The sequence below is a fragment of the Bifidobacterium sp. B4081 genome, assembly GCF_026537335.1.
GTDB lineage: Bacteria > Actinomycetota > Actinomycetes > Actinomycetales > Bifidobacteriaceae > Bombiscardovia.
Map to the genome: position 1 here is coordinate 82,172 of NZ_JAFNMM010000002.1, position 13,942 is coordinate 96,113.

Annotated in this window: 11 protein-coding genes; 3 read left to right on the forward strand and 8 right to left on the reverse strand. The window is 58.6% G+C overall.

Annotated features, from left to right (window positions below; translation table 11 throughout):
• Positions 1 to 65: 65 nt before the first annotated feature.
• Both alsK and alsE read right to left on the reverse strand, forming a co-directional pair.
• The gene (gene alsK, locus J3T92_RS06035) at positions 66 to 974 is read right to left on the reverse strand and encodes an allose kinase (protein WP_267400427.1); all 909 of its coding nucleotides are present in this window, start codon (positions 972 to 974) and stop codon (positions 66 to 68) included.
• A complete protein-coding gene (gene alsE, locus J3T92_RS06040; protein ID WP_267400429.1) occupies positions 967 to 1,677 on the reverse strand; it encodes a D-allulose 6-phosphate 3-epimerase in 711 nt (236 codons plus the stop codon). The genes alsK and alsE overlap by 8 nt, the downstream gene beginning before the upstream one ends.
• 120 nt (positions 1,678 to 1,797) lie before the next feature.
• Here alsE and J3T92_RS06045 point away from each other — a divergent pair, with 120 nt between their 5' ends.
• On the forward strand, positions 1,798 to 3,075 hold the full coding sequence (locus J3T92_RS06045) for an ROK family protein (RefSeq protein ID WP_267400431.1): 1,278 nt from the start codon (positions 1,798 to 1,800) through the stop codon (positions 3,073 to 3,075).
• Between the two features lie 14 nt (positions 3,076 to 3,089).
• Here J3T92_RS06045 and J3T92_RS06050 read toward each other — a convergent pair whose 3' ends face one another.
• The 4 genes from J3T92_RS06050 to J3T92_RS06065 form a co-directional block, all read right to left on the reverse strand.
• On the reverse strand, positions 3,090 to 4,208 hold the full coding sequence (locus J3T92_RS06050) for a hypothetical protein (RefSeq protein WP_267400433.1): 1,119 nt from the start codon (positions 4,206 to 4,208) through the stop codon (positions 3,090 to 3,092).
• Between the two features lie 156 nt (positions 4,209 to 4,364).
• Positions 4,365 to 5,375 (reverse strand): ATP-binding cassette domain-containing protein, encoded by a 1,011-nt coding sequence (locus J3T92_RS06055; RefSeq protein ID WP_267400435.1) that lies wholly within the window; start codon positions 5,373 to 5,375, stop codon positions 4,365 to 4,367.
• Entirely contained in the window at positions 5,372 to 6,607 is a 1,236-nt protein-coding gene (locus J3T92_RS06060) for an FtsX-like permease family protein (RefSeq protein ID WP_267400437.1), read from the reverse strand. Before J3T92_RS06060 ends, J3T92_RS06055 begins: the two co-directional genes overlap by 4 nt.
• Before the next feature lie 101 nt (positions 6,608 to 6,708).
• Entirely contained in the window at positions 6,709 to 8,181 is a 1,473-nt protein-coding gene (locus tag J3T92_RS06065) for a DHA2 family efflux MFS transporter permease subunit (RefSeq protein ID WP_267400439.1), read from the reverse strand.
• 160 nt (positions 8,182 to 8,341) lie between these two features.
• Between J3T92_RS06065 and J3T92_RS06070 the strand changes: the two genes are divergently transcribed.
• Entirely contained in the window at positions 8,342 to 11,833 is a 3,492-nt protein-coding gene (locus tag J3T92_RS06070; RefSeq protein WP_267400441.1) for an SNF2-related protein, read from the forward strand.
• Positions 11,834 to 12,093: 260 nt separating this feature from the next.
• Positions 12,094 to 12,864, forward strand: a complete 771-nt coding sequence (locus J3T92_RS06075; RefSeq protein ID WP_267400443.1) for an MIP/aquaporin family protein — start codon at positions 12,094 to 12,096, stop codon at positions 12,862 to 12,864.
• Positions 12,865 to 12,938: 74 nt separating this feature from the next.
• Here J3T92_RS06075 and J3T92_RS06080 read toward each other — a convergent pair whose 3' ends face one another.
• Both J3T92_RS06080 and J3T92_RS06085 read right to left on the reverse strand, forming a co-directional pair.
• The gene (locus tag J3T92_RS06080; RefSeq protein ID WP_267400445.1) at positions 12,939 to 13,355 is read right to left on the reverse strand and encodes a glycerophosphodiester phosphodiesterase; all 417 of its coding nucleotides are present in this window, start codon (positions 13,353 to 13,355) and stop codon (positions 12,939 to 12,941) included.
• A 236-nt stretch (positions 13,356 to 13,591) separates the two neighbouring features.
• Positions 13,592 to 13,942, reverse strand: a 351-nt coding sequence (locus tag J3T92_RS06085; protein WP_416378910.1) for a hypothetical protein, incomplete at its 5' end; no start/stop codon positions are given.

A 13,942-nucleotide genomic window follows, 5' to 3' on the forward strand; every position in this document is an offset into this window, starting at 1 on the left:
GTCTTATGGCATCCCTTGCTGCAGCTGCTTTGACCGCGGTTTCACATGGGGACGGCCACTTTTGTTCATCGATGCTGTCTGGCATAGATAGCGGCGCCAATGATGCCGTCATCAGCCTTGACCGGTGGGTAAAGGAGGGTGAGGTCATCGGCTGGAACGGGTTTTCGCGTCATACGAAGAATCCGATCCATGAGGTCATCTTTGGGGAAATCCGTCATTTGAGGAACTCCGCCGCCAATCACTACTGCTGTAGGGTCAAGCAGGTTGATGGCGGTGGCAATAGCTTGGGCTAGGTAATCCAGCCATTCCCGCATGAAAGGTTCAGAGCCGTGGCGCGCAAACGCTTGGTCTATGGGTTCGTCTGGGCCGTATTCGGCTGAAATAATACCTGTCAGCGCATTGCCGGCTGTTTTTGTCTCAATGCAGCCGTCGTTGCCGCATCCACAATGAAGACCTGTCCGAGCGGGGATGTGCCCAAGTTCTCCTGCCACGCCATGTCTTCCGGCCAGAATTTTTCCATCTACTGCCAGCGCACAACCTAATCCCGTGCCGATGTAGCACCCTAGCCAGGCGTTGGACGGGTCAAGTTCGAGCCTCTTGGCGTCATATCGCAGGAGCATGTTCACGTCTCTATCGACAAAGACAGGAACGTTGAACTCGCTCAAGCCTTTGCAAACATTGATGTTTTGCAAGGAAGGGATAAATGTTGTGTCGATTATAGTCTGTCTGTCGGCTGCCACCATGGATGGAAAGCCGGCCGCTATGGCTTCAAGTTTGCTTCCTTCAGGAAGGTTTCTGTGCAGGTAATGTCGAATGCAGTTGGCTAATTCCGCAACAGGGTCTATGCCTTTCAGAGTCTCCTGGGTTTTGTATACCCTCGCGGCGATCACCTGATATTCGGAATTGACCAGCCCCATACGCAGATGGGTGCCTCCGCAATCTATGCCGAGAATCAGCGCCTCAGGTTCATTCATTGATGCCTGCCGGTTCCGCAGACTCCACAGCTGCTTGGTAGGATTCTTCCATAAGTTGCCAAGCGCGGTCTAAGTCGTGGTCAAGGCTGAACAATCCAGCATTGCCTAGGATCAGGGTATCCGCTCCGCTGTTTGCGATTCTGGCGAAGGTGCTTGGACAGCAGTGCCCATCTATTTGGATTTCATATTGCAGGCCCTCCTTGTTTCGGAAGTCATAGGCCTGATGGATTTTTCCCAGTACTTCGTTGATGAAAGGTTGCCCGGCGAAACCTGTGTCCACGGTCATGAAAGTCAGTAGGTCTACTCTGTCCAGAAGGAGCTTGACTTGGTCGAAGGGCGTCATTGGGTTGATAACTAACCCGGTTTTGCAGCCCAGCTCTTTTATTTGGTTCATGATCCGGAACGCATTGTTGCCGATAGTTTCTGCATGAGGGGAGATGATGTCGGCGCCCGCCTGTGCCAGCGGTTCCAGCCATCGTTCGGGTTCATCCGACATAAGGTGAATGTCATTGCGGACTTTGCTATAGGGAGTAATTGCCCTGATCCAATCCGGGCTCAAGGCCAGGTTGGGGGCAAAATGGCCATCCATCAGGTCATAGTGGAAAGAGTATGCATGCTTGTTGAGTTGATAGATCTGGTCAGCCGGGTGCGCCAGATCCATGCACATCAATGAGACTGCAAAATGAGGTAGTTTGCGTTTCATCGTCTGCCTTTCTGTTCATTCAGATCTGTGTTAACGGCCGTGTTTTCAATGAACTTTTTCAGTGTAAAATACTAAATAAATGCACACAACGACGTATATATGTAAAAAAAGAGCATAACTATGACAGAAGTATGGAACTTACTAAAACAAGAGGAAGCGGTCTGCTCCGGTGATGAAATCGATGGGCTGCCACCGGTCACCATTATGCCTGGAATGTCGCTTCCTATGGCAGATAGAGATTTGACCTTATCAGTGCTTTGTGAGTTGATAGCCTCAGGAAGAGCACAGAGCAAGGCGGCCTTGGGCAGAGTTACAGGTTTATCTCGGTCGACTATCACTTCCAGGCTGAACTACTTGTTGCGCAAACGGATCATCACGGCGGACGGAGTCATAGAATCGTCAAGTGGCAGGCCTGCACACAAAATTGCTATTTCTCCAGAAATAGGCGTTTTGGCAATAGCCGATGTGGGAGCTAAACATTCCATCTTCGCTATAGCTGACATGAACTTCAGGCTGCTCGGTTATCATACTGCACACATGGACCTTGAGGCGGAGCCTCCGAGCGAGTTCCTGACAAAGGTGTGTCAAATTCTTCGAGATCTGGCTATGCGATTTGCTGGAAACAAGCCTTTTCGCCACTGTGTTCTCGACTTGCCAGGTCGGATCGATAAGGAGGCGGATAGGCTTTTCAGACCACCTATCATGTCTGGGTGGGACATGTTCGATGCCCATAAGGCTATGGAAGAGCTGCTGGGATGCCCGGTTACGGTCGAAAACGATGTTAATGCTAGGGCACTTGGTGAGGCTTCCGTTCTTTCGGTGAAGCAGAGACCTGTGATAGCGGTTAAGGTTGCTACTGGCATTGGTGCGGGCATTATCGATACTGGAGATCACATATTGCATGGGTTTGATGGCTCTGCCGGTGAACTGGGCCATACCTCATTTGATCCTAAGAACAGGAGGAGGTGCAGGTGCGGCATGACAGGATGCTTGGAGACCACCGCTTCCGTCCCTGCCATTATCGCAGCCTATAATGAACGTCGTCCCAAGAGCAGAGTCGATGATGTGGAAGAACTGATTCAACGCCTCCGCTCTGGCGATGCCTTGGCTCAAGAGCTGGTCATCAATGCTGGCCGATCTATCGGTCAAGCGATTGCTTATGTCTGCAATGTGCTCAATCCGCACAAGGTGGTGATCTCGGGCCTACTGGTCGACAACAGTGATGAACTGCTAACGGAAATCAGGACGAGTGTCTATCAATTGACTCGACCTTTGGCTTCGCGCAATTTGACTATCTCAAGGAGCTCGATAGGGCCTTTGGCAGGTGTGGTGGGATGCATGGTGCTGGGCGTAAAGACCACCCTTTCACCCAGGTACTTGCTCAAGAGACACAACTAAGTGCTGATGAGGAATCACTTGTGTCCCCAGTATGTACGGTAGCGGAAGTGAAATTGACTGACCATCCAGGAATCAGGGTGGTAAGGGGTCATCCGGTTGCTTTGGCAGAGGGTCTGTGACTTGGGAATGGTCTGCCCGTAATGTTGCAACTTATTCAGCGCAACTGATTTATTTTCGCATCCTTTAACAGTATTGGTCTCTAGATTGTAGGCTATTCCTGATTCAGGAATACGTCCAGCTTGGATGGCAGCCATGAAGCCTTCAGTGCCGTCAAGGCCATAGTTATATGGTGAGCAACACCATGCTGGGTTGGCTTCAAGGACTAACGGGTGCACCGACTTGCGACCGGCTTCTGACGTGGCGGAAGCAAGAAAGGCTATATCCAGGCATACTGCGTCAATGCCCCCCTGTCGGGCGGCAAAGATAGCTGCTTCTTCAGCCGGGGCGCGCATGTTCTCGCTAAAATGAGCCCCATCAAAGACGGTGATGATATCGCGACTATCAGGACCCTTGTGTCGACAATATCCACTTGAGGCCACGGCTCGACCATCCAAGATAACCACGCGCCATTCTTGGTCGATTGCTTCCAGGTGACCACTGATTTGTATTAATGAATCTCGGGGTGCCTGTTTTAGACCCTCCTGTAGTTGTACCAAATTGCGACGTGCGGCTGAGAAAGTCGGTACGCGACCACCAGCCACTTGAGACCATGGTCTGACACCTAATTCTCTGGGTAGCTCCGACCAGCTGCGGATGTCTTCAACTTTGGCAACTAACACCGTCCTTCCCAGTAGGTTCCTGTCCAGGAAGGTCAGCCAATTGGCCGGAGGGGACAGCATCTTGAGCTGAGGATGTCCCAACGATTTCAGCCAGGCATTCTGGGCAATCAACAGTCCTGGGTCAATCCAGAGGGCATCGCCTGCCTTTATGCCGGATGTCGGTGACAGCCCGTTCTGCCAATCCAGATGCCAATGGCTGACCTTTGAAAGTTGCTCAATTACGGTCTGAGCGATCCACTCGCTGTGTGAGATGACATGGCAAGTCAATGGTCCGGATAAACCAAACCCTTTAGCGCTGGGTCGGCTGTGACTGTCGGATTCGGTTCTGGGCTCAGCTGTTGGGATAGCGTTCAAGTAAGCCCTCCGATTCGGATGTTATGTCGATTGTGCTGATCACAGCGCAATCTTTGGGAACTGGGTTATTCCCAAGTAACTCGGAAAATAAATCAATCGAACAGTTTCACAAAGATTAGTGTAGTGCTGTCCGTCCCCGGCCCGGAAGGTCGGGGTTCAATCGACGATGAACCGGTCGTCGTAGGTGCCCTCGTCTACGGTGTCCGAACCGCCTGAGGTCAGGATGATCACGGTGCAGTCATGACGGCGGGAGACCCGCTTCAGTGTGGCCAGCAGGGTGTCCCAGTCGCCCGGTTCCAGCCCCTCGGTGGGTTCGTCGGCGATGAGCACGTCGCATTCGCAGCACAGGGCACGGGCCACGGATGCCAGGCGGAAGTCCAAGGGGCCCAGATCAGCGGTCAGCTTGTCCTGCAGACGCTCCGGGAAGCCCACCTCATCCAGCAGGTGACGGGCCAGATTGTCCTTGGGGCCTAGGAAGGTGCGCCCGCTGGCATCCATGGTGTAGACAAGATTCTGCACGGCGGTCAGGTCATGCCTCAGGGCATCGGTGCCGAAGATGGCCCCGATCTGGTGGCCGCGATAGTCGGAGGCCAGCAACTGGCGCAGATCTGTGCCCCGGAAGAGCACGCTGCCCTGGGTGGGGGCGCGCAGGCCGGTCATCAGGGCCATCAGAGCGGCCCGTACGGAAGGGGAGGTGGTCTCCACCGAGTAGATGCGGCGACGCTGGAATGCCAGATTGACATCGTCCAGGATCTGTTCGGGGCGACCTTGGATCTTGCGCGTGTATTCCACGTGTTTCAGGGAAAGCACCGGGTAGCCGCCGGGAACCAGCACCCGTTGGTCGTCGGTCTCCAGCAGCGGGTCCTCCTCCTGTCCGCCGTCGAGATCTTCGGCATCTTCATGCTCGATGACCACCTTGAAGGCAGCCAGCGAGACATCTTCTTCCGAAGAATCCTCCTCCTCGGACTTCTTGTTGGTCTGAGTAGCTGCCCCTTCCCCGGATTCGGGCAGGGGTTCGGCGCTGGCATTCTCGCTGGTTTCGTGCTCAGCATCGGCCGCCGCTTGAGCAGTTTGCTTCTGACCAGTCTTTGCCTGGTCGGCGGTCATGGTTGCAGCCTTTTCCTGGGACTCTTCGTTAGGCTGCTGGTCCGATGTCTTTTCACTCATGCCTCGTCCTCCAGGTCGTTGGTGTATAGCTGGGCGGTTCTGAAGGCCGCTACCCTGGCGGCTGCTGCCAGAGCGAGGGCCAGGCAGACGGCCAAGCCGATAAGGATCATCTTCCAGATCAGACCAGCATGAGGCATGCTGGCCAGGCTCCCCAGCCGGAAGAGCGCCCGGCCCAGCGGTCGGCTGATCACGGCACCTAGAACCAGGCCAAGGGCCAGTCCGGTCAGGGTGAGCAAGAGGGTCTCCAGGGCGAACTGCCAGCCCAGCCGGGCCTTGTGGACTCCGATGGTGATGGCCATGCCGATTTCGTTGGCGCGGCCGCGCAGCATGAGGAAGAGGCAGCCCAGCAGAATCAGCCCGCCCAGCAAGCAGACCAGGATGATGGTGGTTCGCGCCTGGCCGGCAGCCTGGTGGACCGGCTCCATCCGCCGCTGGTAGTCCTTCAGGCTGGGAGAGTCGATGTCGTACTGCGAAGCCTTGAGCCCGTCCTTGCGCATCTCCTTGATGAACTTCTGGTAGGTGCTCGGCGAGTCCAGGACGAAGGCCACGAGCAGTTCGTGGCCCGGGTCTCCCGGCTTGCTGGCTGTATCCAGCCCCAGCATGGCAAAGGTGGGGTAGGCCGTGTAGATGGCCCGGTTGGCTGCCTGGCCGGCGGTTTTGCGGTAGTGATAGATGCCCGAGACGGTCAGCTTGACCTGCTGATCCTGCTGGCGGGGATTCTTGGTGGCCAGAGTGTCGCCCACCTTGAGACTGTTGGCCTGCGCCATCTGCTTGGAGATCAGTACGGTCTGGGTGCCGGAGGCATTCTGCGAGGCGTAGTCCAGCCCCTTGCCCTGGTCCAGCACGAAGGGGCCGTGAGGCAGGGTGGGCTCGGCCTCCTTGTCGGAGACGCCCACCAGAGAGTAGGTGCCTGACTGAGGCAGCCCATCCGGGCTGATGTTCGCGGTCTCATGGAAGTAGGCCTTGTACTGCATGCCGTCCATCTGCAGGCGCTGTGCATACTTGGAATACTCGTTCCAGCCCAGGGGGGAGACCTTGGTTCCCCTGCGCGGGCTGATGACGGCATCCACCTGTTGGGATTCGTAGTCTGTGGTACGTGCCTTGGTGTCAGCCTGGAGCACGGTGGCCGCCGTCGTGGCCAGAGCCATCACGACCAGGCAGGCCAGAACCATGACCAGGCTCCGCGCCGCATGCCGCCTGATGGTGAACCAGGCGTTCTTGAGAACGAACATGACACCCTTCCTGATAGCGTTCCAGGGATGACCGGGCGGCCCACAATGGCGGGCCTAAAGTCCGGTCGCCGTCCTCCAGTCTAGCCAGGGACGCTCCCAAGCTAGCGGTGCGAACTTGGAGCTTGCTGAATGTCTCGCTCGGCCTCCTGTTGGTCAGCGTGGGAGAAGTTGCGCACCTTCAGGGACACGACCAGAGCAGCCAGAATCAGCACTAAGGTGAAGACCAGTCCGTAGTGGGTGCCCCTGGTGAAGGCTTGGGCTTTATCAACACCGGTTGCCTGCCCCTCGCCCATGGCCAGCAGGGAGGTGGTGATGGCTGTGGCCACGGCTCCTACGATCTGCTGCATGGTGTTGATGATGGTGCTTCCGTCGCCGGACTGCGGGCCGCTCAGAGAGTTGAGCGCGTAGGTCTGGGCTGGCGACATGGCCAGTGGGCAGCCGATCATCAAAATGATGTGGGCAGCCACCACCAAGGCCACAGGGGTGTGCGGGCCGGTGAAAAGGAGGATGACCGTGCCAAGCAGGGCGACAAGGAATCCGCAGCGGACGGGCATTCGGGCTCCGAAGCCGTCATAGAGCCGGCCGGCGAAGGCTGAGACCAGGGCGTTGATGGCGCCGCCGGGCAGCATGAGTATGCCGGTCATGGCTACGGGCAGGAGCAGTCCCCGCTGCAGGAACTGGGGCAGCAGATACATGGAGGAGAGGATGACTGCGAAGTCCAGCATGACCAGGGTGGCACCGTAGCGGAAGGCCGGGATGGAGAAGATGCGCAGGTTGAGCACCGGGTGCTCCAGGCCCAGCTGGCGACGAATATAGAGGACCAGTGCAGCCAGGGCCACAACCAGAATGATCAGGGTGACCGGGGAGAGCCATCCATAACGGCTGGCCAGGCTGACTCCTGCCACCAGTCCGCCGAAGCCGACAATTGACTCCAGAATAGAGGCCAGGTCGGGTCGCTGGTGAGTGATGGTCCCTACATTCTTTAGGAAGCAGACAGCGAAGATAAGGGCCACAACCAGGAATGGGGTGAAGAACCAGAAGATCCAGTGCCAGGTCAGCTTGCCCAGGATGATTCCGGTCAGGGTCGGGCCGATGGCGGGAGCGAACATGATGACCAGGGCGCACATGCCCATGACTGTGCCCAGACGGGCAGGTGGGAAGATCAGCATGGCCACGGTGAACATGAGCGGCAGGATCAGGCCGGTGCCGATACCCTGGATCAGCCGTCCCGTCAGAAGGACGGGGAAGGTGGGGGCCATGGCCGAGACCACCGAGCCGGCCAGGAAGGCGACCAGGCCGAAGATCACGGTCTGCCTGGTGGTGAACCACTTGGAGATCAGACTGGAGAAGGGCAGGACGATGCCGATGACCAGCATGTATCCCGTGACCAGCCACTGGACGGTGGCGGCAGGGATTTGGAAGCTCTCCATCAGGTTGGGCAGGGCGATATTGAGCGAGGTTTCACTCAGCATGCCCACGAAGGCCCCGATCATCAGCGCGGCGATGGCCAGCCAGGGGTGGGGGACGGCCGGGCGTGACCGGTGAACAGAGGCAGAGGTGAACGTGTTTTGCACGATAATGATCTCCTTCTTCAGACAAACAGGACGCCATCTTAGGGAGGCTGCCATTTTTTCGTAAGTCGGCATGTCTACTCGCTTCGCCGAAGGCGTGCCGCATCGGGACGGAAAAGGTTATGCTCGGGAATGGTCGTCAGAAGCCATAAGGAGGGTGCGTGTGGATTGGCATGCAGCGGTCTACGGGTCAAGAGCCGCTGGCTCAGGAGGCCATGGCTTCTATGATCCAGGCGATGAAGAGGGACGGACCTTCGGCGACCCGGACACCATCTCCGACGCCGCTCTGCGTCGATTGGGCGGCAAGGCCTACTTCCGCGCCCATCAACTGCTGGATGACTGCCGCTTTACGGACCTGCGCCTACGGCACCTGGGAGCTTTGACCGTTCTCAAGGGACGTGTGCCCGCCACCTATCAGCCAGACGGTGACTGCGTGGTCCAGGCTCGGCTGGATGAGCAGGCCCATCGGGTCATCGACTCCTCCTGCACCTGCCGGGCCTTTGGGCGTCAGGGTCCTGCCTGCAAGCATGTGGTCGCCCTGATCATGGCCTACAACGAGTCCAGCCAGTCCTTTGCAGGATCGGATGACTGGGCCGGCGATCAGGGTCGGACCGGTTCCGCCCGGTCAACTTCGGGACCTTTGGCAGCCTATATGCACCGGCAGGAGGGTCGGCGGCGGCAGGCCTTTCGTGACCGCCAGCTGAGCCTGCTCAAGCAGGAGAACGGGCCGGTTGGTGGCCGTCACCTGCCCATCGGCTCGGTCGGGCTGATTCCCGACCTGACCAGCGAGCGCGGAGGCTGGCTGGTCCGTCTGCACATCACTCTGTCCTCCCACGGGGTCGCCTACCTGGTCAAGGATCTGTCGGCCCTGCTGCGCGCTGTGGACCAGGGCGAATTCATGTCTTACGGACGGCGGTTGGCCTTCATCCATTCTCGTGACACTTTTGATGACCGGGCCCAGGCTCTGCTGACCATTCTGGAAAGGGCCGGTGCTATCCGCCGTAGTCTAGCTGAGCAGGAGGGGGGCATGCGCCGCCGTCTTACCCGTGCAGGATTGTCGGGGATCCGGCTCAGCGACGACGAGGTGGCGCAGATCCTCGACCTGTTCGTGGACTCTGGACTCACCCTGGACTACACGCCTCCCGAGGATTCCTTCCTGCAGACCATGCCTGCCCCGGTAGTTGGCGGAGATCCGGACCCTGGCATCGCGGTCAGCAAGGAGGCGGATGGCTACCGGATCACCCATGCCCTGGCCGTGGAACGCTTCGTTGTAGGCCAAGCACATTCTTTCGTTATCGTGCGCCCCTCACAGCCCGGCATAGGGCTGGATCCGGGACCGGTCATCCACCGCTGCAGCGCGCATTTCATGCGTCATCGGGACCTGCTGGAGACCCTCTGCCGCCCTGGCGAGGATCGGGATCTGCATCTGGACGCCGACGACCTGGATCTGTTCGCCCGGACCGTCCTGCCTGACCTGAATCAGGGTTCCCATGAAGGATCTGGGCTCTCCGCCAGTCTGCCCGAGGAGCTGGATGCCCGGCGGCGGCCGCCCTGCAGGATCGAGCTTTACCTGGACAGGGATCGGCAGGGAGTCAGTTGCGATCTCAAGGCTCGCTACGGGGATCGTCTATTGCCAGTCGGTGCTGATCCCGCCTCGGAGGATGAACCCGGCAGGGATCGGGAGAGCGAGTCTTTGGCCCGGCAGACGGTTCGCCGCTACTTTCCTCTGATGGAGGAGGGGCTGGCCCGCATCCCCGAGGAGAACGAGGAGGCCATCCACACCCTGCTGACCCGGGGTCTGCCCGTGCTCAAGGGGCTGGGGCGGGTCTTCTCCACCCCGGCCTTCGACGGACTGAGCGTCGTCTCTCATCCGCAGATCCGCGTGGGTGTCAGGGTGCGCTCCGGTCTGGTCGAGATCTCGCCCATCGCCGATGAGGTACGGCCCGAGGAGGCTGCTGCCATTCTGGCTGACCATCGCCGTCGTCGCCGCTTCCATCGGCTGCGCAACGGGGCCTTCGTCGAGTTGGCTGATCTGAATACGGATGCTGTGGACACCCTGGCTGAAGACCTGGGCATTGACCCTGCTGATCTGGCCAAGGGGCCGGTCCGGGTGCCTGACTTCCAGCTGGGCTACCTGGATGCTTTGATACCCGAGCAGGATCGCGATTCCAGTTTCCGTGACTATCTGAAGGAGCGCAAGCCTGATCCTCAGGTGTTCAAGGTTCCCGACGGGCTGCGCGGGCAGCTCAGACCCTATCAGGCAGAAGGGCTGCGTTGGCTATGCACCCTGAGCGACCGCGGCTTCGGCGGCATTCTGGCCGACGAGATGGGTCTGGGCAAGACCATACAGATGCTGGCCTACCTGCTATCCCGTCGGGATCAGGCCAGGGATAGGGGACCCTCGTTGATTGTCTGCCCGGCCTCCTTGGTCTACAACTGGGAGGCCGAGTGCCGCCGCTTTACGCCGGATCTGCGGGTAGCGGTCCTGGCGGGAGGGCGCAGCCAACGTCAGGCTCTGCTGGATCAGGCCGGGTCCTACGATCTGCTGATTACCTCATACGATCTGCTCAGGCGGGACCTGGACCGGTATCGGAGTCTGCCCTGGTATGCCCTGGTTTTGGATGAGGCCCAGTACATCAAGAACCACGCCACCAAGGCCGCCCGTGCCGTACGTGCTCTGGACAGCCTGCACCGGTTCGCTCTGACGGGCACACCCATCGAGAACCGGCTGTCTGAGCTTTGGAGCATCTTCGACTTTCTGATGCCGGGGATGCTGGGTCCATACTCTCGGTTCCGGGACCGCTTCGAAATGCCCATACTCAACGGCGACCAGGATGCCCAGTCCCGGCTCCAGGCCCTGGTGGGACCCTTCATTCTGCGCCGGCTCAAGTCCCAGGTGCTGACGGATCTGCCCGAGAAGATCGAAAACGTGATCAGCGTGCCCCTGCAGGGTCGGCAGCGCAAGCTCTATGCAGCCCTTGAGCAGGAGCTGAGGGCTACCCTCAACAAGGAAAGGGATCAGGAGTACGAGGTCGGCAAAATCCAGGTCCTGGCCCAGCTGACCAGGCTGCGGGAGGTCTGCTGCGATCCGCGTCTGGTCTACCAGGATCAAGGTCGGGACCGGCGCGGCGATTCGGCCAAGTTGGATGCCATCGAGGATCTGGTGGTCTCCTGTCAGGATGCCGGACGGAAGATGCTGATCTTCTCCCAGTTCACCTCCTACCTGGACCTGATAGCCCAACGGCTCCGTCGGCTGGACGTGCCCTACGATCTGATCACTGGCGCCACCTCCAAGAAGCGGCGGCTGGAGCTGGTGGAACAGTTCAATAGGGATGCCACGCCGGTCTTTCTGATCTCCCTGAAGGCCGGCAACACCGGGCTCAACCTGACCGGAGCCTGCGTGGTGGTCCATGCGGACCCCTGGTGGAATGCCGCAGCCCAGGAGCAGGCCAACGACCGCGCCCACCGGATCGGTCAGACCCAGGACGTCAACGTCTACCAGATCGTAGCCAAGGACACCATCGAGGAGCGTATCCTCAACCTGCAGCACAGTAAGAGCGACTTGGCATCGCGCTTTGTCGATTCTGCCGCCTCTACCGGTGCAGCCAGCGTGGCCAGGCTGAGCAGAAAAGACCTCCTGGCCCTTCTGGGCTGATTTTGATCGCATCTTGATGTGAAAATCTACTTGAACCTAATAGTCAGCGGCCTTGAATGCGGTGTCATCATCGATGGCGAGGCCCTTGGGTTACGGTTCCGGTTATTCTTGATGCAGTAGTCAAATCGAAAGACTATGTGTATGAGCAGATTGACGGTTGCTTCACCTCGGACTTGGTGGTTTCGCAGCGGTCGATTATCGGGTTATGGGAGCCTGGCCATCTTCAGCTCCTTTGATGACGGGAAGCTGGAGGAGAGAGCATGATCAACGGCATGCAGATGTTCTGCTCAGAGTTTTTGGGCACAGCACTTATGATGGCCATCGCTTTCATGGTCGCAGCCAGCAGATCGCTTCCCAAGACAGGGGCCTATCGAGCCGACTGGATCAACGCTTCGTTGGGCTGGGGCCTTGCTGTCTATGTAGGCGTATATGCAGGGTGGAAAACGGGCGGCCATCTCAACCCGGCCGTGACTTTGGCCAGGGTAGTCGGTCACTGGATTGATCCACAGGCGACCTTGAACGGCCTGGCCATGGGCAAGGGCGGCATTCCGGTCACCTTAGCCAATGTGGCCATCTTCATTTCCGCCCAGTTCCTGGGTGCTTTCTTTGGCACCTGCCTGGGCTACCTGGGTACTCGCAAGCATTTCGAACTTCCGACCGATACAGATACCAAACTCATGGTTTTCTGCACCAAGCCTGCTATACGTTCGAATTTCTGGAATCTGACATCGGAGGCTATCGGCACGGCCATTCTGGTTACCTGGGTTTTCCTCAATGGGGGGACGCCTACCCAGGTTGGGCCCTTGGGCGTGGCCCTGGTCATCACGGTTCTGGTCATGGCCCTCGGCGGGGTTTCTGGCGCGGCCATGAATCCGGCACGTGACTTTTCCGCTCGATTGGCATACTGCCTTCTGCCCATGTCCGGCAAGAAGGATGCGGACTGGAGCTACGCTTGGATACCCTTTGCCGGGCCGATCATCGGAGCCTGCATAGGTGTGCTGGCGCCTGTCTGGATGGGGCTTCTGCCTTGATCGTCGGCATGGAAAAGCCCTCGGTTCTGTCAGGAGGACAGGACCGAGGGCCGAGTGAGTCGGTCAGCTCAAGGTCAGTAGCTGGTTGAGGTGGGTTCCTGGAAGCGGACCGTCAGCCCGCGGCCATGGTGAAGGAACATCTCGGCACCATGGCGGTCGACGTCGCGGTGAGTGAAGAGCATGCGGATGGCGAAGGCCGTCTGGACATCATCAGGCAGGTCCAGGAAAGCCTTATGGGCATCCCATCCATCGGCGGCGACAGCCTTGTTGGGTACATAGGCATATCCGTAGCCGTCCTCGTCCACGTAGCCCAGGAATGGCAGATCCCATGCCTGGTGATAGCTCAGCTGATTCTTGTAATCCTCGACCTTCTTGAGGGCCTCGTCGCTGATGCCGTACTTGCGGGCGACATCGTTGGCCTTGGCGGTCTTCGCGGCGGCATCTTTTTCGAACATGGAAGTATCAACAACAATGACTGTATCGTCTGCCATGACTGACCTTTCTGTCTGACGGCCTGCACGTGTGACAATCGACATCATGACCATGCAGGGCCATGACCGTTCAGGTGACCATCCATCGTCGACGGTCACCTCTGGATGCAAGATTCCTTCCACTTGCAAGAATACCAAATTTCGCCTGCAGATAGGTGCAGGGAACCGTGAGGTTCGCCATGGGTGCCTGTCACTAACGAAGAATAGGTCCAGCTGTGCTCGTATGCGGGGAACTATCAGCCCAAGGCAGCATCCTGATCCCTGCGATGCCGAAACAGGCACATCAGTGCCAGGCCGAGGACGGCAGCGCCGATAGCCAGCGCTACAGGCATGACCATGTCTGAGCCTGAGGCGGCTAGGGCTTGGGAATCTGCAGATGGCTTTGCTTGGTCATCAGAAGATTGGTTTTCTGGCACCGGTTTTTGACTATCGCTGGTTTGGCCCGGTTTGCTCGGTTCTACCGGTGGATTCGGCTTGTCATGTCCTCCGGAGTTGTCTGGCTTGGCCGGCTTGGCCTGGTAGGTGTTGGTGAAGGTGGGGTTGTTGCCGTCGATGGTGGCCTGGAGCTGGCCGTTGAGGTCGTCGGT

Coding starts and splice junctions, on each gene's coding strand:
- alsK (WP_267400427.1), bottom strand. CDS start 974: ATGAATGAACCTGAGGCGCTGATTCTCGGCATAGATTGCGGAGGCACC.
- alsE (WP_267400429.1), bottom strand. CDS start 1,677: ATGAAACGCAAACTACCTCATTTTGCAGTCTCATTGATGTGCATGGAT.
- J3T92_RS06045 (WP_267400431.1), top strand. CDS start 1,798: ATGACAGAAGTATGGAACTTACTAAAACAAGAGGAAGCGGTCTGCTCC.
- J3T92_RS06055 (WP_267400435.1), bottom strand. CDS start 5,375: ATGAGTGAAAAGACATCGGACCAGCAGCCTAACGAAGAGTCCCAGGAA.
- J3T92_RS06060 (WP_267400437.1), bottom strand. CDS start 6,607: ATGTTCGTTCTCAAGAACGCCTGGTTCACCATCAGGCGGCATGCGGCG.
- J3T92_RS06075 (WP_267400443.1), top strand. CDS start 12,094: ATGATCAACGGCATGCAGATGTTCTGCTCAGAGTTTTTGGGCACAGCA.
- J3T92_RS06080 (WP_267400445.1), bottom strand. CDS start 13,355: ATGGCAGACGATACAGTCATTGTTGTTGATACTTCCATGTTCGAAAAA.